We start from the raw sequence: 24802 nt of genomic DNA, 5'->3' as shown, positions 1-24802 counted from the left end.
GCGCTCTTGCTATGGCAGACCGCGAGTTTCGCTTGGTAGAGTGGGCTTCGCTGTCGACCGGCTCTTCCCAAAACCATCACGCGTGATCGGGCCCGATGCCTCCCAAACCCATCGTCGTCGTTACCCGCAAGCTGCCCGATCCGATCGAGACGCGCATGATGGAGCTGTTCGACGTTCGCCTGAACGTCGATGACCGCCCGCTGACGCAGGCCGACCTGGTCGAGGCCGCCAAGACCGCCGATGTGCTGGTGCCGACCGTGACCGACCGGATCGATTCGGCGGTGCTGTCGCAAGCCAGCCCGAAATTGCGGCTGATCGCCTCCTTCGGCACCGGCGTCGACCATATCGACCTCGCCTCGGCGCGCCAGCGCGGCATCACCGTCACCAACACCCCCGGGGTCCTGACCGAGGACACCGCGGACATGACCATGACCCTCATCCTCGCCGTGCCGCGGCGCCTGGCCGAGGGCGAGCGTCTCATCCGCTCGGGCCAATGGAAGGGCTGGGGGCCCACCTCGATGCTGGGCCATCGCATCTGGGGCAAGCGGCTGGGCATCATCGGCATGGGCCGGATCGGCACCGCCGTGGCGCGCCGCGCGCGGGGATTCGGGCTCGCCGTCCATTATCACAACCGCCGGCGCGTCCATCCCGATCTCGAAGCCGAGCTGGAGGCGACCTATTGGGAAAGCCTCGACCAGATGCTGGCGCGGATGGACATCATCTCGATCAATTGCCCGCACACGCCCGCGACCTATCACCTGCTCTCGGCCCGCCGCCTCAAGCTGCTGCCGCGCCACACCTATATCGTCAACACCTCGCGCGGCGAGGTGATCGACGAGAATGCGCTGGCGCGCATGCTGGTGCAGGGCGAGCTGGGCGGGGCTGGCCTCGACGTGTTCGAGCATGAGCCCGCGGTCAATCCGAAGCTCCTCAAGCTCGACAATGTGGTGCTGCTGCCGCATATGGGTTCGGCCACGGTGGAAGGCCGCATCGATATGGGCGAGAAGGTCATCATCAACATCAAGACCTTCGCCGACGGCCACAAGCCGCCCGACCGCGTGCTCGAAACGATGTTCTGACGAACGGCGGACAGGCGATATCTGTCCCTCGACGTCGGCGATCCGAACGAGGCCATGGAAAGCCAGGCCGAAGCCCGCAAGCGGGATCTGTTCCGCAACGACCCGAACCTGCAGCGTCTGCTGAAGCGCTCGCTGGGCTTGGGCTATGCGCGCTGGGAACCGGATCTGGCCGGGTTCGGCGCCTGGGTCGGCGATGCGGTCGATAGCGCCGCTTCCTATACCGACCGCCAGGCGCCGCCCTATCTCGAGACCTATGACGCGCAAGGGCGGATCGCCAACCGGATCCACCGCAATCCGACCTGGGCCGCCACCTCGCGCGAGGCCTATGAACGCGGCGTGATCGGGCTCAACTACACCTCCGATCCGGCACCGTTCGAAGTGACCTTCGCCATGGGCTATCTCCTGTCCCAGGCGGATGTGTCGCTGCATTGCCCCGTGACCATGACGGGTGCCGTCGCCTATGTGCTCGATCGCCATGGGCCGCCGGCCATCAAGGCGCGCTATCGCGGAGAGCTGACGCGCATGGATGGCGCGGCGTTGACGGGCGGCACCTGGGCGACCGAGCTCCATGGCGGCAGCGACATCGGCGGCACCACCACGACCGCGCGATCCGAAGGGGATCACTGGCGGCTCAACGGGCTCAAATGGTTCGTCAGCAATGCCGATGGCGGGCTGTCGCTGGCGACGGCGCGGCCCGAGGGGGCGCCCACGGGCACCAAGGGTCTCGGCCTCTATCTGGTGCCGATCGCGCTCGAGGATGGCACGCTCAATCCGATGCGGTTCCGGCGCTTGAAGGACAAGCTCGGCACGAAAGGCCTGCCGACGGCCGAGGTCGATCTCACCGAGACCTGGGCGCTGGAAGTGGCGCCGCCGCCCGAGGGCTTCGCCCTCATGATGGCGGCGCTCGAATTCAGCCGCATCCATAACGCAATGGCCTCGATCGGGCTGCAGCGCCGCGCCTTCGTCGAGGCCTATCACTACGCCAGCGAGCGCAAGGCCTTCGGCGACGTGATCCTCCATTATCCGATGGTGCAGGACGAGCTGCTGGCGATCCTGGTGACGCTCGAGGCGGGGGCGGCGCTGGCTTTCGAGGCCGCGCATGGTTTCGACATCGCCGATCGCGCCCATTCGGGCGATGCCGACGAGGCGCGGGTCTGGCTCCGGCTCGCGACCGCGCTCGCCAAATACATGACCGGCGAGGATTCGATCCGCGCCTGCTCGCGCGCGATCGAGATCATCGGCGGCAATGGCTACACCTACGATCATGTGACGCCGCGTCTGCTGCGCGACGCGCAGGTCATGACGGTCTGGGAAGGGCCCGCCAATATCCAGGCGCTGGAGATCCTGCGGCTCGTGGCTGGCCGCCATGGCGGCGACAAGATCTTCGCCGCGCGCATCGAGGCGATGCTGACGGCGGCATCGTCAACGCTGGGATGGTTCGTGACGACCCTGCGCTCGGAGCTGAAGGATTGGCAGGCGGCGCTGGCGCTGATCCGCGCCGATCCCGCCGAGGCGCGCCGCCATGCCCGCCGGCTGATGGCGCTGATGGCCGATATCCTCGCCGCGAGCCTGCTGCTGGTGGAGGCGGAAGAGGGGCTGAAGCAGGGCGATCATCGCAAGCAGCGGATCGCGCGGCTCTTCATCGAGGCGCGCTTCCAGCCGCCGGCGCGGCGCGGGATTTTGCCGCAGCAGGATTGGGTCTATCGGGAATTCGAAGCGCTCGCGACCTGTCAGCCGGTCGCGAAGGCGGGTCTACCCATCTAGGTCGCGATGCCGGGTTCCTGTCGGTTGGCGCGCGGGCTCAGCATCAGCACGAGCGCGCCGGCCAGAATTGAGAGCCCGACCGAGGACAGCCAGACCCATTCGTAACGGGCATAGATGTCGAAGAGTCGACCTCCGAGATAGGCGCCAATGGCGGCGCCTGCGGAGTGTCCCGCCAGGATCAAGCCGAGTGACAGACCCATGACCCGCGATCCGATATGGCTCGCGGCCAGACTCGCCGTCACCGGCTGTGTCGAATAATCGACGAGACCGAATATCACGGCAAAAAGAAACAGGGTGTCGATATCTCGCGCGACGCCGACGAGGAGAATGAAGGCGAGACCCCGGATGACATAGATACCGCCCAGCAGGAGGGGGCGGTTCATCCGGTCCGTCAGCCAGCCCGCCAGAATCATCCCAGCCAGATTGACCGCCGAGAGCAGACCGAAAGCCGTGGCGGCGGGCAGCGGCGCAAAACCGCAGAACGAGGCGTAGGGAAGAAAATGTGTCTCGACGACGCCCGTCGTCGTGTAGCCGCACAGAACATAGCTCCACAGCAGGATGTGAAAAGCGGGACGCTTGACGATGAAAGCAACGTCGTGAGCCAGACTCGCCGATGGCTTCGGGGTCGGGGCCCGCTTCGGATGGATGCGTCTCGCGGCTGGTAGCAGCCGCAGGACGCCCAGAGAAAAACCCAGACAGGCGAGCCCAAGAAGCAGGAAGGACCAGCGCCAGCTCGTATCAGCCAGCAAGTAAGCGAGCAACGGCACCACCACGAATTGTCCACCGGTTGAGCCCGAGGTCGCGATGCCCATCGCGAGACCCTGGTGACGGGCGAAGCGCTGCTCCACGGCTGTCGCGACCACATGCGTCGCCACCAGGCCAAAACCGATCGCGGCAAGCAAGGCGAACGCCAGCATGAAGACCACTTGGCTCGATGTCGCCGAGATCACGAAGCAGCCGGCCGCCACGGCCATCAATCCGACCGCCAGCACATTCCGGGGGCCGTGCAGATCGACCAGCCGGCCACCCAGCGGCGCGATGCAGGCCATCACGGCCAGCGCTGCAGCAGCGGTGGCGGAAATGAAGCTGCGTGACCAGCCGAGATCCGTCACCCAGGTCATCATCATGAGTCCAAGGGCGGCCCGGGCCGAATAAGCAAGGGCGAGGGCGAGGAAGCCCAGGAGGACAACGAGCCATGGCGCTGTCTGCAGCCTCGTCGTTTCGTCGGCCATTGCCGTTATCCAGCCCCCGCCCGGTGGAGGCCTAGTCTAGGGATGGCGCGCATGGCATAAATGACGACATGTCCTCCTTTTCTGCCAATCGGCTGAAGCTGGGCCGCCGGCGCCGGGTCGCGATCATTGTCTATCCGGGAGTCACGCTGCTCGACGCGACCGGCCCGGCCCAGGTGTTCGCGGAAGTCGCTTAGATCGTCGACACGGCCGTCTCATCCTATGAGCTTGTCCTGGCATCGCGCACCGGCGGTCCCGTGACGAGCGATACTGGCATCGTCCTGGAAACATGCTCGCTGAAGCAGGCGGCGGCGCGGCCGATCGATACGCTTCTGGTCGCGGGCGGCCTCGGCGTGTTCGATGCCGTCTCGGACAACAAGTTGGTCGCCTGGCTCCGCGTGCAGGCACCACAGGCGCGGCGGGTGGGCTCGACCTGTATGGGCACCTTTTTGTCGGGGGCCGCAGGCTGGCTCCATGGCCGGCGCGCCGTGACACACTGGCGCTGGTGCGATGCGCTGCAGGATCGGTACCCGGAAGCGATCGTCGAGCGCGACCCCATCTTCCTGCGCGATGGCCCGGTCTGGTCGTCGGCCGGCGTGACCGCCGGCATCGATCTCGCTCTGGCCATGGTCGAGGAAGATCATGGCCATGAGGCGGCGCTGAGCGTCGCGCAGCGGCTGGTCGTCTATCTGAAACGCCCCGGCGGACAGGCGCAGTTCAGCGCGGCGCTGATTGCGCAATCGGGCGACCGGACCGGCAGTTTCGATGCGCTGCATGCCTGGATCGCCGACAATCTTCAGGTGGATCTACGCGTGGAGCGGTTGGCCGAGTATGCCGGCATGAGCCCGCGCAATTTTGCTCGGGTCTATGCGGCTCGCATCGGACAGACACCGGCCGAAACGGTGGAAGCCATGCGGGTCGAATCCGCGCGCCGAATGCTCGAGAGCGACCACGCCACGATCAAGGCGATCGCGGGACGCTGTGGATTCGGCGACTACGAACGGATGCGCCGCGCCTTTCTCCGGCGTATCGGCGTCTCTCCCAACGATTACCGGAATCGGTTCTCTGCTGGATACACGGCCTGATCAAGACAGAGTGTCTTCACCGAATGCCACGCGGGGTTTGGGCCGGGTAACCGCAATCCCCTGCCGGGGATCATGCGAACCGGCGGGTTCGCCTCGATCTGGCCCTCTGCCTGGACCGCCGCAGCCGGGACAGCCCTCGCGCCGGCGCAGCCGGATCTTGCGGAACACCGTCGAGAGCGCGTCATAGAGCAGCAACTGGCCCGACAGGCTGTCGCCCAGACCCAGCAGCTCCTTGAGCACCTCGGTCGCCTGCAAAGTCCCCATCGTCCCGGCCGCCGAGCCCAGCACGCCCGCCTGCTCGCAGCGCGGCACGGCGTCCTCGTCGGGCATCTCCGGATGGAGACAGCGCAGGCAGGGATGGGGCGCGCCCAGATAGGGCTTGAAGGTGGTGAGCTGCCCGTCGAAGCGCACCACGGCCGCCGAGACCAGCGGCTTCCTCGCCTTGTGGCAGGCATCGGCCAGGAGGAACCGCGTCTCGAAATTGTCGCTGCCGTCGGCGACGAGGTCATAATTCTCGATCACGCCCATGACGTTCGTCGCATCGAGGCGCAGATGATGGCGCGTGAAGGTGATGTCCGGGTTGATGCGTGCGATCGCGGCGGCCGCGCTGTCGGTCTTGGTCCGCCCGACATCCGCCGTGCCATGCAGCACCTGGCGCTGGAGGTTCGAGAGATCGACATCGTCATGATCGACGACGCCGAGCCCGCCGATGCCCGCACCGGCGAGATAAAGCAGCAGCGGCGAGCCCAGCCCGCCCGCTCCCAGCACCAGCACCCTGCTCGAGAGCAGCTTCGCCTGCCCCTCCTCGCCGATCTCGTCGAGGATCAGGTTGCGGGCATAGCGTTCGATCTGGGTATCGGAGAGGTCCATGAGCGGTTCCATGAGCGAATTCACATCGCTCGATGCCCACACGGTCGTCACCCCCGCGAAGGCGGGGGTCCATGAACACCCTCAGGAGCAAGGATGGGCGCGGTCGGTGTTCATGGATGCCGGCCTTCGCCGGCATGACAGAAAGAAAGGCTTCGCCAACCTTCCTTCGATCGTTAATCCAGACCCTCGAACAATGCCGTCGAGAGATAGCGTTCCGCGAAGGAGGGCAGGATCACGATGATGCGTTTGCCTTCCATGCCGGGCCGGATGCCGACCTCGATGGCGGCGGCCAGCGCCGCACCGGAGGAGATGCCGACCGGCACGCCTTCGAGCTTGGCGACGCGCCGCGCGGTGCGGAAGGCGGTCTCGTTGCCAATCCGCACCACCTCGTCGATCAATTCGCGATTGAGGATCGACGGCACGAAGCCGGCGCCGATGCCCTGGATCTTGTGGGGCCCCGGCGTGCCGCCCGACAGCACCGGGCTGTCCTCGGGCTCGACCGCGACCATGCGCAGGCCCGGCCGGCGCGGCTTCAGGACTTCGCCGATGCCGGTCAGGGTGCCGCCGGTGCCCACACCGCTGACGATCACATCGACCTTGCCGTCGGTGTCGCGCCAGATCTCCTCAGCCGTGGTGCGGCGATGGATGGCGGGGTTGGCGGGATTGCGGAACTGCTGCGGGATCACCGCATTGCCGATCTGCGCCACCAGCTCCTCGGCGCGGCGGATGGCGCCGTTCATCCCCTGGGCCGCCGGCGTCAGTTCCAGCTCGGCACCCAGCAGCTTCAGCATCTTGCGCCGCTCGACCGACATGCTCTCGGGCATGGTCAGGATCAGGCGATAGCCCTTGGCGGCGGCGACGAAGGCGAGCGCGATGCCGGTATTGCCGGAGGTCGGCTCCACCAGCACCGTGCCCTGGCGGATCTTGCCCTCGGCCTCGAGCGCCTCGATCATCGCCAGGCCGATGCGGTCCTTGACCGAGGCCAGCGGGTTGAAGAACTCGCATTTGCCGATGATCTCGGCCTTCGAGCCGCCTTCGCGCGCCAGCTTGTCGAGCCGGACCAGCGGCGTCGCGCCGATGGTCTCGAGGATGCTGTCATAGATGCGGCCGCGGAATTCCGGCGCGTGGGCGCCCGCCGCAGATTTGGTTGCCGTCATGATCCTTCAGTCTCCTATGCGGATGCCGGCGTCGTCGCGGCCGGATGAATCGATCGTCAGATCGTGAAATCGAGCCGCTCGGCGGCGCTGCTGGGCACGCCCGCCACCTGCGCGCGCTGGCAGAGATCCTCGACCGTGATCTTGTCGAGCTCGAGCAGCATGGAATCCTGGAGCTCGCGCCAGAGCGGACGCACAACCTGCAGCCCGATGATGGAACCGCCGCCGTCGCTCAAGGGATCCGGCACCATGTCGATCTGGCGCATGACGCGAACGATCTCGCCCAGCGTGATGCGCCGGCGCTCGCGCGCCAGGCGGTAGCCGCCGCGGGGTCCGCGCTGGCCTGTGAGGACGCCGCTCTTCACCAGATGCTGCAGCACCTGCTCGAGATAGCGACGCGGGATTTCCTGGCGCTCCGAGATCTCGCCCGACTGCACCGGCCGATTGCCGCTGTGATAGGCGATATCGACGACCGCCTCGATGGCGAAGAGCAGACGCTTGGATAGTCGGAGCATGAAAGGCCCTCCGTATTAACGGCTCGCGGCCGCGGCGGGCGCGGACCCGACCCCGGTCGATCCGAAGCCACCCGCACCGCGGGCGGTCTCGGGCAATGTTGCGGTCTCGGTCCAGCTCACGCGCGTCACCGGCGCCACCACCATCTGCGCGATCCGCGCGCCCCGTTCGACCGTGAAGGGCGCCTGGCCCAGATTGACGAGGATGACGCCGATTTCGCCGCGATAATCGGCATCGATGGTGCCAGGACTGTTGAGAAGCGTGACGCCATGCTTGAGGGCGAGCCCGGAGCGTGGGCGAACCTGCGCTTCGAATCCCGCCGGCAGGGCGATCGCGAGGCCGGTCGGCACCAGGCCGCGCTCGCCCGGCGCCAGGGTCACGGGCTTGGTCACGGCCGCCACCAGATCCATGCCGGCCGCGTTGGCGGTCGCATAGTCGGGCAGCGACAGGCCCGCGCCATGGGGAAGGCGCTGCAGCGCCACGTTGACCGGCGCTGTCATGAGGCCCTCTTCAATTCGGCCGCGATGCGGTCGGCGAGCTGCTCGGCCACCTGCTGCTTCGACATGCGCGGCCAATCCTCGACGCCATGGGCGCTGACGAGATGGACCGTGTTGTCGCTGCCGCCGAAGGTGCCGGTGTCGGGCGACACGTCATTGGCGAGAATCCAATCGCAGCCCTTGCTGCGGCGCTTGGCGGTCGCGTTCTCGACCAGATTCTCGGTCTCGGCGGCGAAGCCGATCACGAGACGCGGGCGTTCGTTCCCGGCCGCGGAGAGGCCCGCGAGGATGTCGGGATTCTCGGCCAGCGCGATCGAGGGTGCGGTCTTGCCCTTGGCCTTCTTGATCTTCTCGCCGGCGGCCATGGCCGGGCGCCAATCGGCGACGGCGGCGGCGCAGACGGCGACGTCGGCCGGCAGCGCGCTACGGCAGGCGGCCCACATCTCCGCCGCCGTCTCGATATGACGGACCTCGACGCCGGCGGGATCGGGTTCGGCCGTGGGACCTGAGACCAGCAGCGTCGTGGCACCGCGCCGGGCGAGCGCCGCCGCGATCGCATGACCCTGGCGACCGGAGGAACGGTTCGCGATGTAGCGCACCGGGTCGATGGGCTCATGCGTCGGACCGCTGGTGACGAGCGCACGCAAGCCGGCGAGCGGTGCGGAGATTCCGAAATAGCGCTCGATCGCTTCCAGGATCTCGTGCGGCTCGGCCATGCGTCCCGAACCGACCTCGCCGCAAGCGAGATCGCCGGCATTGGGACCGACCTGGCGCACGCCGCGCAGCTTGAGGGTGGCGATGTTGGCTTGCGTCGCCGCATGGCCCCACATCTCGACATTCATCGCCGGCGCCACCAGCACCGGCTTGTCGGTGGCGAGGAGGGCGGTGGCGGCGAGATCGTCGGCCAGCCCATGCGCCATCTTGGCCAGGAGGTCCGCGGTCGCGGGCGCCACCACCACCAGATCGGCTTCGCGGCTGAGACGGATATGGCCCATCTCGCTCTCGTCGATGAGCGAGAACAGGTCGCCATAGACTTTCTCGCCGCTGAGCGCCGCCACCGAGAGCGGGGTCACGAATTGCGTGCCGCCCTTGGTGAGAATGACTCTCACCGTAGCCCCCCGATCCTTAAGGCGCCGGATCAGCTCGAGGCTCTTATAGGCGGCGATTCCGCCAGCAATGACGAGAAGGATGCGCTTACCCGCCAGCATTGTCGCAATTCCCAAAAATTTCACGGTTCGCTGCTGCAGTTAACCTAGGCGCGACCCGCCTCCAGCACAAGTCTCGACCACGCCGAGACACTGGGGTGCGCCCCGGCCCCATTTCTCTCTAAATATTTGAAAAGACTTCCAAATAGAGGCAGCAGACCTGTCCGCCAGGGAGGGTTGGATCAAACCCCGGGCTTAACGGAAAAGGACCGCCCCGAGGGCCAGCGCCAGGGCCGCCCAGGCCCACCAGGGCGTGCCCAGCGGGGCCGCCAGGGAAGAGGGCGGCTTGGGGTCCGCCAATCGATCGGCGGCCTTCTCCAGGGCTGTCAGGAGCCGTGGCAGGCGGCGCATCAGGGCCACCCCGCTCTCGACGGCTTCGGCGACCCGGGCTTCGGGGCCCCGGTTCTCGCGCATCCATTCCTCGATCAGAGGCTGCGCCAGGGTCCAGATATTGAGGTCGGGGTTGAGCTGCCGGCTCACGCCCTCGGCCATCAGCATGTTCTTCTGCAGCAGCAGGAGATGGGGCGGCACCTGCATGTCGAAGGTCTCGGCCAGCTGAAACAGCTGGCCCAGCAGCCGCGCGAAGGAGATTTCGTTGAGCGGCCGGCCGAACACCGGCTCGGCGATCGCGCGCAGGGCCTGGGCCAGCATGTCACGCGATTCCGTCTCCGGAACGATCCCGGCCGCGATATGGATCTGGGCGAGGCGGCGATAGTCGCGCTCGAGCAAGCCCAAGAGCATGTCGGCGAGATAGATGCGGGTCTGCTTGTCGAGCCGGCCCATGATGCCGAAATCGACCGCGCCGATGCGGCCCTCCTCATCGACCACCATGTTGCCGGGATGCTGGTCGCCATGGAAGAAGCCGTCGCGGAAGGCCTGCTTGAAGAAGATCGCGGCGGCGCGCGTCAGCACCTGGTCGATATCCTGCCCCGCCACGAGCAGGGCCGCGCGATCGTCCATGCGGATGCCGGTGAGGCGCTCCTGCGTCAGCACGCGCCGCGCGCTGCGCGGCCAGTCGATCCTCGGCACGCGATAGGTCGGGTCGTTTGCGAAATTATGCGCGAGCTCGTCGGCGGCCGCGGCCTCGAGCCGCAGATCCATCTCGAACTCGACCTGGCGCGCGAAGCTCTCGATTGCCTCGATAGGGCGGAAGCGGCGCAACCGCGGCTGGGTCTTCTCGACGATCTCGGCCAGCCAGCGCAGCAGGTCGACATCGCGCCGGAACGCATGCTCGATGCCGGGGCGCAGGATCTTGACCGCGACCTCGCCGGTGACCCTCGCTCCTTCGACCGGCTCGCCCTCGATCGAAGGCTGCACGGGCAGCACCGCGAAATGCACCTGGGCGATCGAGGCGGCCGAGACCGGGCGATCATCGAAGCTCGCAAAGAGCACCGAGATCGGTCGGCCCAGCTCGGCCTCGATGGTGGCCCGCGCGATGCTGGAGGAGAAGGGCGGCAGGCGGTCCTGCAGGGTCGAGAGATCGGCCGCGGCCTGGGCGCCCAGGAGATCGGTGCGGGTCGAGAGCATCTGGCCCAGCTTGATGAAGGCGGGACCGAGCTCGGCCAGGGCCGCGGCCAGCCTTTCGCCCGGCCGCCCCGAGCCGCGGCCGCGACCGAACAGCAGCTTGGCGAAATCGAGGAAGGTCGAGCGCGCGCCGACGGCTTCGAGCGCGTTGGCCAACGGCTCCAGCGCGCCATGGCGGGCCAGGATATGGGCCACGCGCAGGAGCCGGATCAGATTGCGCAGACTGCGGATCAAGGGCGAGGGAGCTCCCGGGATTGCGGCGTCAGATGCGCCAGGCCGAATGCAGCGCCGCGATCCCGCCGCTCAGATTGCGATAGCGCACCTGCGCCAACCCCGCCGCCTCGATCATCGCCACCAGATCCTCCTGGCGCGGGAAGCGACGGATGCTCTCCGCGAGATAGCGATAGGAGGCCTCGTCCTTGGCGACGACCCGGCCCAAGGTCGGCAGCACCGAGAAGGAGTAGATGTCATAGAGCCGGTCGAGCATCGGCAGCACGACATGGCTGAATTCGAGACAGAGGAAGCGTCCGCCGGGCTTGAGTACGCGCCGCGCCTCGGCCAACGCGCGGTCGATATGGGTGACGTTCCGCAGGCCGAAGGCGATGGTGTAGGCATCGACGCTCATCGATTCCAGCGGCAGCGCCTCGGCATTGCCGGCGATCCATTCGATCCCGCCGAGATGGCCACGGTCGACGCCGCGGTCGCGGCCCTTGGCGAGCATCGCCGGAGTCAGGTCGCAGACCAGGATGCGGCCGCCGCTGGCTGCCGCTTTCTCGGCTCCGCCCCAGCGCTCGAGGATGCGGAGCGCGATGTCGCCGGTGCCGCCGGCCACGTCGAGCATGGTCTGGCCGAGGCGCGGATCGAGCCAGTCGATCATCGCCTTCTTCCAGAGCCGATGGATCCCGCCCGACATCAGGTCGTTCATCAGGTCGTAGCGGTCGGCGACGCTGTCGAAGACGCCGCGCACCAGGCCCGCCTTCTCCTCGGCCGCCACGGTGCGGAAGCCGAAGGAGACCTGCTCCGCCTCCGGCGTGGGGCTGTCGGTGGTGGCAGAGGGAGGGCCCTGTTCGGCCGGATGGCGGGGTTCGGCGGGTTGCATGGCGGCGAACATAGCGTGGCGCTCCCAGCCGCGCTACGCTCCCGCCCCGATCCCGAGCTACCCTCCCAACCGCCCGAGTTGTTCCGCTTTGCCTGAACTCCCCGAAGTCGAGACCGTTTGTCGCGGCCTGGCCCTGCGCCTCGAAGGGCGTCGGCTCGCCCGCGTGCAGCAGCGCCGCAAGGATCTGCGCTTTCCCCTGCCGCGCGGCTTCGTCGGCCGGCTCGAGGGACGGCGCGTGGTCAAGATTGACCGGCGCGCCAAATACATCCTGATCCATCTCGACAGCGACGAGATCCTGCTCTGCCATCTCGGCATGAGCGGGCGGATGCTGATCGGCATCGGGCCCGTGCTCGAGCCCGAGCCTCATGACCACATCATCCTCGAGACCGACGATGGCGGGCATGTGCGCTTCAACGATGCGCGCCGCTTCGGGATGATGGATCTGGTGAGCGAGGCGAGCTTCGCGCGTCACAAGCTGATCAAGGGGCTGGGGCCCGAGCCGCTCGACGAGGCCTTCACCGGCGCCGTGCTGGCCGCGCGGATCGAAGGCAAGGCCACCTCGATCAAGGCCGCGATCCTCGATCAGCGCGTGGTCGCGGGCATCGGCAATATCTACGCCTCCGAGGCGCTGTTCCGCGCCGGCCTCTCGCCCAAGCGCAAGGCGGGCACGGTGCAGGGCGGCAGGGCCGACAAGCTGGTCGACGCCATCAAGGCGGTCTTGAGCGAGGCGATTGCGGCCGGCGGCTCGTCGCTGCGCGATTATGTCCAGACCGACGGCGAGCTGGGCTATTTCCAGCATCGCTGGGCCGTCTATGAGCGTGAGACCAAGGCCTGCCCCGGCTGCGACTGCGACTTCACCGCCACGGGCGGCATCCGTCGATTGACCCAAGGCGGCCGTTCCACTTTCTACTGTCCCCGTCGCCAGCGCTGAGGTAAGGAACCGGATCATGGTTCATCGCCAGACGCCTTCCCGTTCGCCGCGACGCCGGGCCCGCTGGGTTCGGGCCTCGTTGCTGGCCCTGACGATCGCCGCCGGCATCGCGATGGGAAGTGCCGCGCCGCCGCTGGCTTCCGCTGCCGCGGCCGACAATGGCGGCTTCGTCGCCGGCGTCGAAGACCTGCCGCTGATGCCGGGCCTCACCGAGCTCTCCGGCTCCGGCTACGCGTTCGATTCTTCCACGGGGCGCATCGTCGAGGCCTATGCGGCCGGCGATCTCAGCCAGCAGCAGGTTCTCGATTTCTACAGCTCGACCTTGCCGCAATTGGGATGGGAGGCCGCGACCAGCCACAGCTATCGCCGCCAGGGCGAACGGCTCGCCATCGAGTTCGTCAAGGGCAGCGGTCCCTTGACCGTCCACTTCACCGTCACGCCGGAATAATCCCAGGGCCGGGAAGGATCCCTCGACCGGGGTCCCATCCGGCAGAACATCCGCTCCTATCGGGCGAAGGAAAAATCATGGGCTATCAGAACATCATCGTCGAGAAAAAGGGCCGCGTCGGCCTTATCACCTTGAACCGGCCCAAGGCCCTGAACGCGCTCTGCGACGCATTGGTGCAGGAGTTGGGCAAGGCCCTCGACGAGTTCGAGAGTGACGCGCATGTCGGCGCCATCGTCATCACCGGCAGCGAGAAGGCCTTCGCCGCCGGCGCCGACATCAAGGAGATGAAGGACCGCAACTTCGTCGACGTCTATGTCTCCGACTTCATCACCAAGGGCTGGGAGCGCGTGGCGCAATGCCGCAAGCCCGTGATCGCGGCGGTCGCCGGCTACGCGCTGGGCGGGGGTTGCGAGCTCGCGATGATGTGCGATGTCATCCTCGCCGCGGAAAACGCCAAATTCGGCCAGCCCGAGATCACGCTGGGCGTGCTGCCCGGTGCCGGAGGGACACAGCGCCTGACGCGCTTGGTCGGCAAGGCCAAGGCGATGGAGATGTGCCTGTCGGGACGCATGATGGATGCGGCCGAAGCGGAACGGTCGGGCCTGGTCAGTCGCGTTCTGCCCGCTGAACAGCTGATGGATGAGGCCATGAAGCTGGCCGACCGGATCGCGTCGATGTCCACGCCCGTGGTGATGATGGTGAAGGAATCCGTCAACCGCGCTTATGAATCCACGCTGGCCGAGGGACTGCGCTTCGAGCGCCGGCTGTTCCATGCGGCCTTCGCCACCGAGGACCAGAAGGAAGGCATGGCGGCCTTCGTCGAGAAGCGCCAGCCGGACTTCAAGGATCGCTGAACGCAGGGCTTAGAAAGCCTTGTGGCAGGCCCTGTTTTCGGGCCTTTCGCGAGCCTTGACGGAGCCTGGGGCAGGGGCTATAACCCGCCGCCCCCGAAGATGAGGGGGAGCCCCTTCCCGCATGTAAGAGAGCAGGCACTATGGCCCAGCACAAGTCGGCGAAGAAGCGTATCCGCCAGACCGAGCGTCGCACGGCAGTGAACCGCGCGCGCGTGAGCCGTGTGCGCAACTTCATCAAGAAGCTCGAGACCGCAATCGCCACCGGCGACAAGACCGCCGCCCAGGCCGCCTTCAAGGAAGCGCAGCCGGAAATTCAGCGCGGCGTCCGTACCGGCGTCCTCGAGCGCAATACCGCCTCGCGCAAGCTGTCGCGTCTGAACGCGCGCATCAAGGCGCTCTGAACCATCTATCGTGTTGAAGGCAACGCGCGCCACCATCGGTGGCGCGCGTTGTCGTTTTGCGCGTCCGGATCCGTGCTTCTCTGCCGCGCCTGCGAGAACCGTGCGGCGTCGCAGGCGCGAAGGATCGCGAGCGCCGATGCCGACTGTCGCCTCATGCCGGATATTGCCCCTGCGTCATTTTTCAAGCGCCGCCATCGCGCGAAACCGCAGCCGTGCCGATGTGCAACGCAAGCGTTTTTTTTCTCGCGTCACCTATCGGACATATTGCGTGGCCCATACCCACTGAGTAGAGTCGGCGCCCGGTGGTCGACGGGGAGGCTCAGCGGGTTCGAGCGTGCGGTAAAAAAAATTCCACGAGACCGCACTTCGACACTCGGCGAAAACGAACAATCCTCTGGCGCAGAATTACAAGAACGCAGGGAAAGTTCGGGTCGTATCCACTGATCGGTTTCGGAACATCGCTCCGCTCGTCGTAACGGGGATGTGTTCAAGATTTCGGTGACTCTGACGCTACAGGGGGCGTCGAGCCAAGGTCGGGGCGACAAAAAATGAGCTACGCCGGAGACGTCTCCCCATCGCAAGCATGGCAGATGCTGAGCCAGGACAAGCCTGCGCGGCTGGTCGATGTCCGCACGCGGCCCGAATGGGGCTTTGTCGGCGTGCCGGATCTGTCGGGCCTGGGTAAGAAGACCATGTTCCTATCCTGGCAGGACTATCCCGCCATGCAGATCAATGCCGCCTTCGTCGCCGAGGTCGCCAAGGCGATCCCCGACAAGGACGCACCCATTCTCTTTCTGTGCCGGAGTGGCGCCCGTTCGAAGGCAGCCGCCATGGCCCTGACGGCCGCCGGCTATAGCCATTGCTTTAATGTCAGCGAGGGGTTCGAGGGGGCCCTCGACGCTGAGCACCATCGTGGTCGCGCGGGCGGATGGAAAGCCGCAGGACTGCCCTGGGTGCAGGAATGAGAACGGTTTTGAGTGGGGGCAGCATGAAGGCTAGCGGGCTCGACAGCCAGCTCAATGCGAAATGGGCGCGTGTGCGCGGGCGGCTGCGCTCGGAATATGGCGAGCAGGCCTATCGCAGCTGGTTGAAGCCCCTGACCCTGGTGGGCCACACCAATGGCGAGTTCCGCATCGCGGTGCCGACCCGCTTCATCCGCGACTGGGTGATGCAGCATTATTCCGACCGGCTGCGCCAGCTCCTGGCCGGCGAGGTCAACGAGTTCCGCGCCGTCGAGATCGTGGTCGACAGCGCCCGCGCCCCGGCCGATACCGAGGCGAACCAGCCGATCTATGTCCAGGCGCCACCGGCGGCGGTGGCCGAGATCCATTCGCCGGGTCCGGGCGCCGACGATGTCAGCGCGCCGCTCGATCCGCGTTTCACCTTCGAGAATTTCGTCGTCGGCAAGTCGAACGAGCTGGCCTATGCGGCCGCCCGGCGCGTCGCCGAGAGCAAGACCGTGCCCTTCAACCCGCTCTTCCTCTATGGCGGGGTCGGGCTCGGCAAGACGCACCTGATGCATGCCATCGCCTGGCATATCAAGAAGGCCCAGCCCGAGCGGCGCGTGATCTATCTCTCGGCCGAGAAGTTCATGTACCAGTTCATCCGGGCGCTCCGGCACAAGAACACCATGGCCTTCAAGGAGCAGTTCCGCTCGGTCGACGTGCTGATGATCGACGATGTCCAGTTCATCAGCGGCAAGGATTCGACCCAGGAAGAGTTCTTCCACACCTTCAACGCGCTGGTCGACCAGAACCGCCAGGTGGTGATCTCGGCCGACAAATCGCCCTCCGATCTCGAAGGCCTCGAGGAGCGGATGCGCTCGCGCCTCGGCTGGGGGCTGGTGGCCGACATCCATCCGACCACCTACGAGCTCCGGCTCGGCATCCTGCAGAACAAGGGCGAGCAGCTGGGCGCGGAGATTCCGCCCAAGGTGCTGGAGTTCCTCGCCCACAAGATCCTCTCGAACGTGCGCGAGCTCGAGGGCGCGCTCAACCGCATCGTCGCCCACGCGACCTTGGTCGGCCGCCCGGTCACGCTCGAGACCACCCAGGAAGTGCTGCACGATCTCCTGCGCGCCAACGACCGGCGCGTCACGATCGAGGAGATCCAGCGCAAGGTGGCCGAGCATTTCAACATCAAGATCTCGGAGATGCAGTCGGCCCGGCGCGCGCGCGCCGTGGCGCGGCCGCGCCAGGTGGCGATGTATCTCGCCAAGCAGCTGACCTCGCGCTCGCTGCCGGAGATCGGCCGCAAGTTCGGCGGGCGCGACCACACCACGGTCATGCATGCCGTGCGCAAGGTGGAGGAGCTGCGCTCGACCGACAGCTCCTTCTCCGAGGATGTCGACCTGCTGCGCCGGATGCTCGAAGCCTGAGCTGCTTTCCGGCGCCCGCCCGGGTGCCGCCCCGCGGATCCGCTCTTTCGCGACTCGGAGGCCTGAAAACCGTCCCCGCGGCGGGTGTTTTCGGCCCGCCGCGGGCTGTCGCTTCGGGCAGCTTCCGGAACACCGCCGGGAGGCCCTGATATCAGGGGCTTTTTCGGCCCCGGGCGGCCCCCGGTAAAACCGGGAAATCGCTTCCCAAAACAAGGGCTTGTGATAGTATATCCAACCGTCCTGCCGCGCCCGCGGCGAGGCCCGGCTTGGGCGCATTTCGCCCGTTGGCGCCGGCCCGCCCCGAAGCCTCATTTCCGGCCGTTGCCGGACGGTCGTGAAGAAGACGGCGCAAACGGAAATCCCAAGAAACAAACCATGAAACTGACCATCGAACGTGGTGCCCTTCTCCGGTCCCTCGGCCATGTGCAGAGCGTCGTCGAACGGCGCAACACCATCCCGATCCTCTCGAATATTTTGATCGAGGGCGCGAAGGATGCGCTGCATGTGACGGCGACCGACATGGATCTCAGCATCGTCGAGCGCACCCCGGCCTCGGTCGGGCAGTCGGGCGCCACCACGGTGCCGGCCCATACGCTTTACGACATCGTCCGCAAGCTGCCCGAAGGGGCGCAGGTCGAGATCGACGGCTCCAGCGATGCGGGCCAACTGGCGTTGCGCGCGGGCCGCGCCCGCTTCTCGCTCGCGACCCTGCCGCGCGAGGATTATCCCGCGGTCAATGTCGGCGAGCTGCCGCATCGCTTCCATATTCCGGCCGAGGAGATGCGCACCCTCATCGATCGCACCAGCTTCGCGATCTCGACCGAGGAGACGCGCTATTACCTCAACGGCATCTATATGCACGCCCATACGCAGGGCAAGACCAAGTCGCTGCGCGCCGTCGCGACCGACGGCCATCGCCTGGCGCGGGTCGAGCTCGGCCTGCCGCAGGGCGCAGGGGAGATGCCGGGCGTGATCGTGCCGCGCAAGGCCGTGGCCGAGCTGCGCAAGCTGATCGAGGAGATCGATGGTGCCGTCGAAGTGGCGCTGTCGGACACACGCATCAGCTTCGCCTTCGCCGATGTGCTCCTCACCTCGAAGCTGATCGATGGCAGCTTCCCCGACTATCACCGCGTGATCCCGACCGGCAACGACAAGATGCTCACGGTCGACCGCAAGAGCTTCATGGAGGCGGTCGATCTGGTCGCCACCATCTCGAGCGAGAAATCGCGCGCGGTGAAGCTGGCGCTGAAGGAAGGCCATTTGACGCTCTCGGCCTCGAGCCCGGAGAACGGCACGGCGACCGAGGAGCTCGAGGCGGCCTATGGGGGCCAGCCGATCGAGATCGGCTTCAATTCGCGCTACCTGATCGACATCCTCCGCCAGATCCAGGGCGACAGCGCCGAGATCGCGCTGGCCGACGCGGCCTCGCCCACGCTCATGAAGGATCCGGCCAACGGCACGGCGCTCTATGTGCTGATGCCGATGCGCGTCTGAGTGAGCGTTCCACGAGGCAACGAACCCTGACTGTACTGGCTAAAACCGATCCGACCGTCCTCGCAGAGCCGCTCACGGCCCGACCGGTGGCGGCGCATCTGACGCGCATCGCGCTGGCCGAGTTCCGCTGCTATCGCGAGGCCGTGCTGGAGATCGACGCGCGGCCGGTGGTGCTGGCGGGTCCCAACGGCGCCGGCAAGACCAACCTGCTCGAGGCGATCTCGTTCCTGGCGCCGGGCCGGGGCCTGCGCCGCGCGAAGCTGACCGAGATCGAACGCCGTCCCGTGGACGCGACCTCAATAGCGGCGCCCACCGCCTGGGCCGTGGCGGCGCGACTGATGAGCGGGGCGGGCCCCGAGACCGAGATCGGCACAGGCCGCGATCCCGCGGCGGCCGAGGGTGTTTCCGAACGCCGGGTCGTGAAGATCGACGGCACCTTCCAGAAGAGCCAGGGCGCGCTGGCCGAACGGCTGGCGCTGGTCTGGCTGACGCCGCAGATGGATCGCCTGTTCCTCGACGGCGCCGGCGATCGTCGGCGCTTTCTCGACCGGTTGGTCTATGGCTTCGATCCGGCCCATGCCAGTCGCGTCTCGGCCTATGAGCAGGCGATGCGCGAACGCGCGCGGCTGCTGACGAACGGCGCCTGGTCCGGACAGGGCGCCTGGCTCGACGGGCTCGAGGCGCAGATGGCCGAGCTCGGGGTCGCGGTGGCGGCGGCCCGGGGCGATCTGGTGGCGCGGTTGCGCGCCGCGGCGGCCGATGGTTTCGGGCCTTTCCCCGGCGCGGCTCTCGCTCTCGTCGGGCTCGTCGACGAGGCCCTCGCGGCCATGCCGGCCCTCGCGGCCGAGGACAGCCTCAAGGCGCGCCTCGCCGAGACCCGGGCCCTCGACGCGCAGAGCGGCGGGGCCTCGGTCGGCCCGCATAAGAGCGATCTCGCCGTGACCCATCTCGGCCGCGGCCGGCGTGCGGGCGACTGCTCGACCGGCGAGCAGAAGGCGCTGCTGCTGGCGATCGTGCTGGCCTATGCGCGGGCGCTGACCGACGCGCGCGGCCATGCGCCGCTGATCCTGCTGGACGAGGTCGCGGCCCATCTCGACCGCGCCCGCCGGCAGGCTTTGTTCGAGGCGATCCTGGCGACCGGCGCGCAAGCCTGGCTGACCGGCACCGATCTCGAGACTTTTGCCGAGCTGGGCGATGCCGCCCGGTTCGTCGCGGTCGAGGAGGGGCGACTGCGGCCCCTCTCGGGCGCGAACCCGATGTGACGAACCCATGAGAGACGGGGCGCGACCGTAATCCCGAGGCTCCGCGCCCGCTCGATCACCGAACTCGATTTGAAAGACACGAAGATCATGACCCCTGAAGCCCAGAAGATCACCAACCCCAGCCCCGAGATTCCGACGGCCGCCTATGACGCGGACTCGATCAAGGTGCTGAAGGGCCTCGATGCCGTGCGCAAGCGGCCGGGCATGTATATCGGCGACACCGATGACGGCTCGGGCCTGCATCACATGGTCTATGAGGTCGTCGACAACGCCATCGACGAGGCACTGGCCGGCTATTGCGACCAGATCTTCGTGAAGCTCAACGGCAACGGCTCGGTCACGGTCTCGGACAATGGCCGCGGCATCCCCGTCGACATCCACAAGGAAGAGGGCGTCTCGGCGGCCGAGGTCATCATGACCCAGCTCCATGCCGGCGGAAAATTCGACCAGAACTCCTACAAGGTCTCGGGCGGCCTGCATGGCGTCGGCGTGTCGGTGGTGAATGCACTCTCCTCGATCCTCGATCTGCGGATCTGGCGCGACGGCAAGGAATACTCCATGCGCTTCCGCGACGGCGACCCGGAAGCGCCGCTTGCGGTCGTCGGCGAGGCCAAGGGCAAGCGCGGCACCGAGATCACCTTCACCCCCTCGACCGGGACCTTCACCAAGACCGCGTTCGATATCGCGACGCTCGAGCATCGCCTGCGCGAGCTGGCCTTCCTCAATTCCGGCGTGCGCCTCACCCTGGTCGATGCGCGCGGCGTCGAGCCCAAGACGGTCGAGCTCCATTACGAGGGCGGCATCGAGGCCTTCGTGCATTATCTCGACCGCAGCAAGACGGCGCTCCATACGCCCGCCATCGTCATGAAGGGCGAGCGCGAGGGCATCACGGTCGAAGTGGCCATGGAATGGACCGACAGCTATCACGAGACCATGCTCTGCTTCACCAACAACATCCCGCAGCGCGACGGCGGCACGCATCTCGCCGGCTTCCGCGGCGCGCTCACGCGCCAGATCAACCAATATGCGGGCGACAGCGGCATCGCGAAGAAGGAGAAGGTGGCGCTGACGGGCGAGGATGCGCGCGAGGGCCTCACCTGCGTCCTCTCGGTCAAGGTGCCCGACCCGAAGTTCTCCTCGCAGACCAAGGACAAACTGGTCTCCTCCGAGGTCCGGCCGGTGGTCGAGAACATCATCAACGAGAAGCTGAACCAGTGGTTCGAGGAGCATCCGGGCGAGGCCAAGCGCATCGTCGCCAAGGTGGTCGAGGCCGCGGCCGCGCGCGAGGCGGCGCGCAAGGCCCGCGAGCTGACGCGGCGCAAAGGCGCTCTCGACATGGCTTCGCTGCCGGGCAAGCTCGCCGACTGCCAGGAGCGCGATCCGGCGCTGGCCGAGCTCTTCATCGTCGAGGGCGATTCGGCCGGCGGCTCGGCCAAGCAGGGCCGTAACCGCAAGTCGCAGGCGATCCTGCCCTTGCGCGGCAAGATCCTCAATGTCGAGCGCGCGCGCTTCGACAAGATGCTGGGCTCGCAGGAGATCGGCACGCTGATCGCGGCCTTGGGGACCGGCATCGGCAGCGAGGAGTTCGATCTCGACAAGATCCGCTATCACAAGATCATCATCATGACCGACGCGGATGTGGACGGCTCGCATATCCGCACGCTGCTCCTGACCTTCTTCTACCGGCAGATGCCGACGCTGATCGAAAAGGGCTATCTCTATATCGCCCAGCCGCCGCTTTACCGTGCGAAACGCGGCAACTCGCAGCGCTATCTGAAGGACGATCGCGAGCTCGAGGCCTATCTGATCGATGGCGGGCTCGACGGCGCGATCCTGAAGCTCGCCGATGGCAGCCAGGTGGCTGGCACGGACCTGCGCGAGCGGGTCGAGCGCGCCAGCGTCGGGCGCAACCTGATGCAGCCGCTGATCCGGAAAGTCGGCAGCAGCGCGGTGGTGGAGCAGGCGGCGATCGTCGGCGCGCTCAATCCGCAGCTCATCCCCGACCAGGCCAAGGCGGCCCAGGCTGCCGAGGCGATCGCGCACCGGCTCGACGGGCTCTCGCCGGTGACGGAGCGCGGCTGGACCGGCAAGGCCGAGCCCGATGGCGGGCTCTCCTTCTCGCGGCGCCTGCGCGGCGTCACCGAGTATCATCTCATCGACGGTCCGCTGATCCGCAGTGCCGAGGCCCATCGCCTCGACAGCATGGCTGGCGAGTTCCAGGCAAGCTTCCAAAAGCCTGCTGTCCTCATTGCCAAGGACAAGGAGACGCCGATCGCGGGCCCGATCGAGCTGATCGAGGCGATCATGGAGCTCGGCAAGCGCAATGTCGCGATCCAGCGCTATAAAGGGCTGGGCGAGATGAACCCGGAGCAACTCTGGGAGACGACGCTCGACCCCAACAGCCGCGCCATGCTGCAGGTCCGCGTCAGCCATGTCGACGAGGCCGAGGAGGTGTTCTCGACCCTGATGGGCGACCTGGTCGAACCGCGCCGCGACTTCATCCAGCAGAATGCGCTTTCGGTGGCGAACCTGGACGTGTAGAGCGGGGTACCGCGACAGTGCTGCTTCGCCCGGCGTCTCGCGTCAGCGCCGGTCGGCGGGCTTGGAAGGCCGGTGCGAGGTCCAATTGTGGATCTCGTCCGTCGCGTCGCGGCACCATCGATAGAACGCGTCATAGAGCAGCATTCCCGCTTCGAGCTGCTCCAGATCATCCGCATACATGCGCGACAGCCCCAGCGATGCGGCCAGCAGGCCCGGCGCTTCGGGCGCGAGATCGAGACGGCCGGTGTCGGCGCTGCGGACGATGACCGCGAGCCGGGCGAGAGCTTCGATCGAAGCGAGCCCGAATTCCTCGACCATCACGTCGAAGGTGCAGCGCTCGCCACGGTGACTCCAGAAGGTATCCGGACTCTCGATATCGAACGGCGTGGCATTGAACCGATCGGCGACGCCCTGCACTTCAGACGGCGTCACGAAAAGGAACACGGCGCTCGGATCGACAAAGCGGCGGATGAGCCAGGGGCAGGCGATGCGGTCGATCTTGGGGCGCGCGCGGGTGACCCACAGGGTCCGATTCTGGCGATCGCGCGCGGGCAGCCGGACCGCGGGCACCATGGGAAGCCCCGCTTCCCGCCAGGCGATCGCCCCGCCCTCGAGCGATTCTGCCGGTACGCCCGCATGCCGCAGCCAGGCGGCGACACCATGGCTCAGCTTCAGACCCTTCTGGCAGACGATGACGGCGTTGCGCGCCCGGAATTCCGCGGCCCAATCGGCAACGCTGGCAAAGGGGCGCCGGACGGCACCCGGAATCAAGTGGGGATCCGCCTCGAAATCCTCATCCGTCTGGACGTCGATGATGGCGGGACAATTGGGCGTCCCGATCAGGCGTACAAGTTTCTCGACGGGAATGCTGTTGAGCGTGGGCATGCTGCGTCCTCATGAAAAACGGGACGCGATACTTCAGCATGTCGCCTCATGGGGAGATCGCAGGGTCCCCATAGGCTTAATCATCTCGCGGGCATGCCCGACCTGTCAACCGGGCTTGCATCGTCCCAGAAAACCGCCCGATGTGGCTCTCGCCACCCCGTATTCGCGACGCAGGTGCAGCGCGGTAAGGAGATCATCTGGCGGCGCCCAGCTTCGACCACCGGCCGCCCTCCCCTGGCGCGCGCGGCCGAGGAACATTCCGGCACCCATGAACCGTGGTTCTGGCGGGGCGAAAGGCAGGGCGGCGGTGTGCTTTCCGATTTGATGGACCCACAATGTCGAGATGCCCGCCACCTTCTGACGGACCCCGGTGCGCCGCTTCGGTCCTCACTTAAGTAAGATGACCAATCAACCTTGCCGACGCGGCCGACATGGCGGATTTCCTTGATGCCAATTTAATCGCTTGCCTACAATCGATGCCGTCAAAAAAGGCAGGGAGGAAGAAATGTTGCGTCTCACCAGGCTTGCGCTTTCGTCCGTCGCCGCATTGGCGATATCGGCGTTTTCAGCCAGCGCCGACGACTTCAAGATCGGCCTTTCGAATGGCTGGGTTGGCTCCGAATGGCGCACCCAGATGATCGAGGAGGCCCAGGCGGCGGCGGCGGCATGGAAGGCAAAGGGCCAAAATGTCGAAGTCGTGGTTCAGAGCGCCAATGTCGACGTGCCCGGCCAGATCGCCCAGGTCCGCAATTTCATCAATGAAGGCGTCAACGCCATCATCATCAATCCGAACAGCCCGACGGCCTTCGACCCCGTCTTCGCCCAGGCCAAGGAAGCCGGCATCCTCGTCATCGCGACAGACGCCGAAGTCTCATCGCCGGATGCGATCTATGTCGGGATCGATCAGAAGGCCTGGGCCGCCGCCAGCGCCAAATGGCTCGCCGAAACGCTTGGCGGGAAGGGCAACGTTGTGGCGATCAACGGCGTGGCCGGCCATCCCGCGAATGAAATGCGCGTCGCTGGCTACCGGGACGTGTTCAGCCAGTATCCGGGCATCAAGATCCTGAACGAGGTCAATGCCAATTGGGATCAGGCGCAGGGTCAGCAAGCCATGCAGAACCTGCTCGCCACCTATCCGGACATCAACGGCGTGTGGGTGCAAGACGGCATGGCAGCGGGCGCTTGGAAATCGATCATGGACGCGGGGAAGACCGCAGACATCGCGGCGACGGGCGAGATCCGCAAGGACTTCATCGACATCTGGAACAAGGACAAACTGAATTCCGGCGCTTCGGTCAACCCTCCCGGCGTCATGGCCTCGGCATTGAACGTCGCGGTCCTGATGCTGCAGGGCAAGGCGCTCAAGCAGCCCGCCACGGCCGGCCAGTACAAGAACGCCCTGTATCTGCCGATTCCGTTCATCGACGGCAAGAACCTTCCGCAAGTGACCGCCGCTCTGGAGGGCAAGCCGGGCTATTATTCCTACACCAGCCAGCTTTCGATCGAGGACGCCGAGGCGCTCTTCAAATAACATCCTCCCGGCCGGGAGCGCGGTTCCGGTCCGCGCTCCCGAATCCGCGGACCAGGGAG

23 protein-coding genes are annotated in these 24802 nt (G+C 66.7%); 14 read left to right on the top strand and 9 right to left on the bottom strand.

Translation table 11 applies throughout. The features are described 5' to 3' along the window. Nucleotides 1-95: 95 nt before the first annotated feature. Both ACREE8_RS05145 and ACREE8_RS05140 read left to right on the top strand, forming a co-directional pair. Nucleotides 96-1079 carry a 2-hydroxyacid dehydrogenase gene (locus tag ACREE8_RS05145; RefSeq protein WP_431571905.1) on the top strand — a complete coding sequence of 328 codons (984 nt, stop codon included), beginning with the start codon at nt 96-98 and terminating at the stop codon, nt 1077-1079. A gap of 54 nt (nt 1080-1133) precedes the next feature. Beyond that, nucleotides 1134-2843 carry an acyl-CoA dehydrogenase family protein gene (locus tag ACREE8_RS05140; protein WP_431571904.1) on the top strand — a complete coding sequence of 570 codons (1710 nt, stop codon included), beginning with the start codon at nt 1134-1136 and terminating at the stop codon, nt 2841-2843. On the opposite strand, the gene ACREE8_RS05135 is transcribed toward ACREE8_RS05140, so the two are convergent. Then, a complete protein-coding gene (locus ACREE8_RS05135) occupies nt 2840-4075 on the bottom strand; it encodes an MFS transporter (protein WP_431571903.1) in 1236 nt (411 codons plus the stop codon). The genes ACREE8_RS05140 and ACREE8_RS05135 overlap by 4 nt on opposite strands. Before the next feature lie 68 nt (nt 4076-4143). On the opposite strand from ACREE8_RS05135, the gene ACREE8_RS05130 reads away from it, so the two are divergent. Further along, on the top strand, nt 4144-4269 hold the full coding sequence (locus ACREE8_RS05130) for a hypothetical protein (protein ID WP_431571902.1): 126 nt from the start codon (nt 4144-4146) through the stop codon (nt 4267-4269). Next, nucleotides 4270-5157 carry a GlxA family transcriptional regulator gene (locus ACREE8_RS05125; protein ID WP_431571906.1) on the top strand — a complete coding sequence of 296 codons (888 nt, stop codon included), beginning with the start codon at nt 4270-4272 and terminating at the stop codon, nt 5155-5157. It abuts the gene before it with no gap. On the opposite strand, the gene ACREE8_RS05120 is transcribed toward ACREE8_RS05125, so the two are convergent. The 7 genes from ACREE8_RS05120 to ACREE8_RS05090 all read right to left on the bottom strand — a co-directional run bounded on the left by ACREE8_RS05120 (nt 5158) and on the right by ACREE8_RS05090 (nt 12031). Then, nucleotides 5158-6027: a HesA/MoeB/ThiF family protein gene (locus ACREE8_RS05120; protein WP_431571901.1), complete on the bottom strand. Its 870-nt coding sequence runs from the start codon at nt 6025-6027 to the stop codon at nt 5158-5160. A gap of 173 nt (nt 6028-6200) precedes the next feature. After that, entirely contained in the window at nt 6201-7184 is a 984-nt protein-coding gene (cysK, locus tag ACREE8_RS05115) for a cysteine synthase A (RefSeq protein ID WP_431571900.1), read from the bottom strand. A gap of 56 nt (nt 7185-7240) precedes the next feature. Next, entirely contained in the window at nt 7241-7696 is a 456-nt protein-coding gene (locus tag ACREE8_RS05110) for an RrF2 family transcriptional regulator (protein ID WP_431571899.1), read from the bottom strand. A gap of 15 nt (nt 7697-7711) precedes the next feature. Continuing rightward, complete coding sequence (gene dut, locus ACREE8_RS05105) at nt 7712-8194, bottom strand: dUTP diphosphatase (RefSeq protein WP_431571898.1); 483 nt, start codon at nt 8192-8194, stop codon at nt 7712-7714. Then, on the bottom strand, nt 8191-9399 hold the full coding sequence (coaBC, locus tag ACREE8_RS05100; RefSeq protein WP_431571897.1) for a bifunctional phosphopantothenoylcysteine decarboxylase/phosphopantothenate--cysteine ligase CoaBC: 1209 nt from the start codon (nt 9397-9399) through the stop codon (nt 8191-8193). Before coaBC ends, dut begins: the two co-directional genes overlap by 4 nt. A gap of 192 nt (nt 9400-9591) precedes the next feature. Continuing rightward, entirely contained in the window at nt 9592-11154 is a 1563-nt protein-coding gene (gene ubiB, locus ACREE8_RS05095; protein ID WP_431571896.1) for a 2-polyprenylphenol 6-hydroxylase, read from the bottom strand. Nucleotides 11155-11182: 28 nt separating this feature from the next. Beyond that, on the bottom strand, nt 11183-12031 hold the full coding sequence (locus ACREE8_RS05090; RefSeq protein ID WP_431571895.1) for a class I SAM-dependent methyltransferase: 849 nt from the start codon (nt 12029-12031) through the stop codon (nt 11183-11185). Nucleotides 12032-12107: 76 nt separating this feature from the next. Here ACREE8_RS05090 and mutM point away from each other — a divergent pair, with 76 nt between their 5' ends. The 9 genes from mutM to gyrB all read left to right on the top strand — a co-directional run bounded on the left by mutM (nt 12108) and on the right by gyrB (nt 22327). Continuing rightward, nucleotides 12108-12950, top strand: coding sequence for a bifunctional DNA-formamidopyrimidine glycosylase/DNA-(apurinic or apyrimidinic site) lyase (gene mutM / locus ACREE8_RS05085; RefSeq protein WP_431571894.1), 843 nt, complete (start codon nt 12108-12110; stop codon nt 12948-12950). Between the two features lie 16 nt (nt 12951-12966). Continuing rightward, a complete protein-coding gene (locus ACREE8_RS05080) occupies nt 12967-13398 on the top strand; it encodes a hypothetical protein (protein ID WP_431571893.1) in 432 nt (143 codons plus the stop codon). A gap of 77 nt (nt 13399-13475) precedes the next feature. Then, a complete protein-coding gene (locus tag ACREE8_RS05075; protein WP_151180083.1) occupies nt 13476-14252 on the top strand; it encodes an enoyl-CoA hydratase in 777 nt (258 codons plus the stop codon). A gap of 140 nt (nt 14253-14392) precedes the next feature. Further along, nucleotides 14393-14653, top strand: a complete 261-nt coding sequence (rpsT, locus tag ACREE8_RS05070; protein WP_151180084.1) for a 30S ribosomal protein S20 — start codon at nt 14393-14395, stop codon at nt 14651-14653. 548 nt (nt 14654-15201) lie between these two features. Then, complete coding sequence (locus ACREE8_RS05065) at nt 15202-15618, top strand: rhodanese-like domain-containing protein (protein WP_431571892.1); 417 nt, start codon at nt 15202-15204, stop codon at nt 15616-15618. A gap of 23 nt (nt 15619-15641) precedes the next feature. Next, nucleotides 15642-17030, top strand: a complete 1389-nt coding sequence (dnaA, locus tag ACREE8_RS05060; protein WP_431571891.1) for a chromosomal replication initiator protein DnaA — start codon at nt 15642-15644, stop codon at nt 17028-17030. A gap of 375 nt (nt 17031-17405) precedes the next feature. Beyond that, entirely contained in the window at nt 17406-18524 is a 1119-nt protein-coding gene (dnaN, locus tag ACREE8_RS05055; protein WP_431571890.1) for a DNA polymerase III subunit beta, read from the top strand. An 86-nt stretch (nt 18525-18610) separates the two neighbouring features. Beyond that, nucleotides 18611-19786 carry a DNA replication/repair protein RecF gene (gene recF, locus ACREE8_RS05050; RefSeq protein WP_431571889.1) on the top strand — a complete coding sequence of 392 codons (1176 nt, stop codon included), beginning with the start codon at nt 18611-18613 and terminating at the stop codon, nt 19784-19786. 87 nt (nt 19787-19873) lie between these two features. After that, nucleotides 19874-22327 carry a DNA topoisomerase (ATP-hydrolyzing) subunit B gene (gene gyrB, locus ACREE8_RS05045; protein ID WP_431571888.1) on the top strand — a complete coding sequence of 818 codons (2454 nt, stop codon included), beginning with the start codon at nt 19874-19876 and terminating at the stop codon, nt 22325-22327. Between the two features lie 42 nt (nt 22328-22369). Here gyrB and ACREE8_RS05040 read toward each other — a convergent pair whose 3' ends face one another. Beyond that, nucleotides 22370-23212, bottom strand: coding sequence for a chromate resistance protein ChrB domain-containing protein (locus ACREE8_RS05040; protein WP_431571887.1), 843 nt, complete (start codon nt 23210-23212; stop codon nt 22370-22372). Nucleotides 23213-23717: 505 nt separating this feature from the next. Here ACREE8_RS05040 and ACREE8_RS05035 point away from each other — a divergent pair. Next, nucleotides 23718-24743, top strand: coding sequence for a substrate-binding domain-containing protein (locus tag ACREE8_RS05035; protein WP_431571886.1), 1026 nt, complete (start codon nt 23718-23720; stop codon nt 24741-24743). Nucleotides 24744-24802 lie beyond the last annotated feature (59 nt).

Origin of the sequence: Hypericibacter sp. (assembly GCF_050729195.1) — a bacterium.
Classification (GTDB): domain Bacteria; phylum Pseudomonadota; class Alphaproteobacteria; order Dongiales; family Dongiaceae; genus Hypericibacter.
The sequence above is the reverse complement of the archived record's forward strand: the minus strand, read 5'-3'. Positions and strand labels throughout refer to the sequence as shown.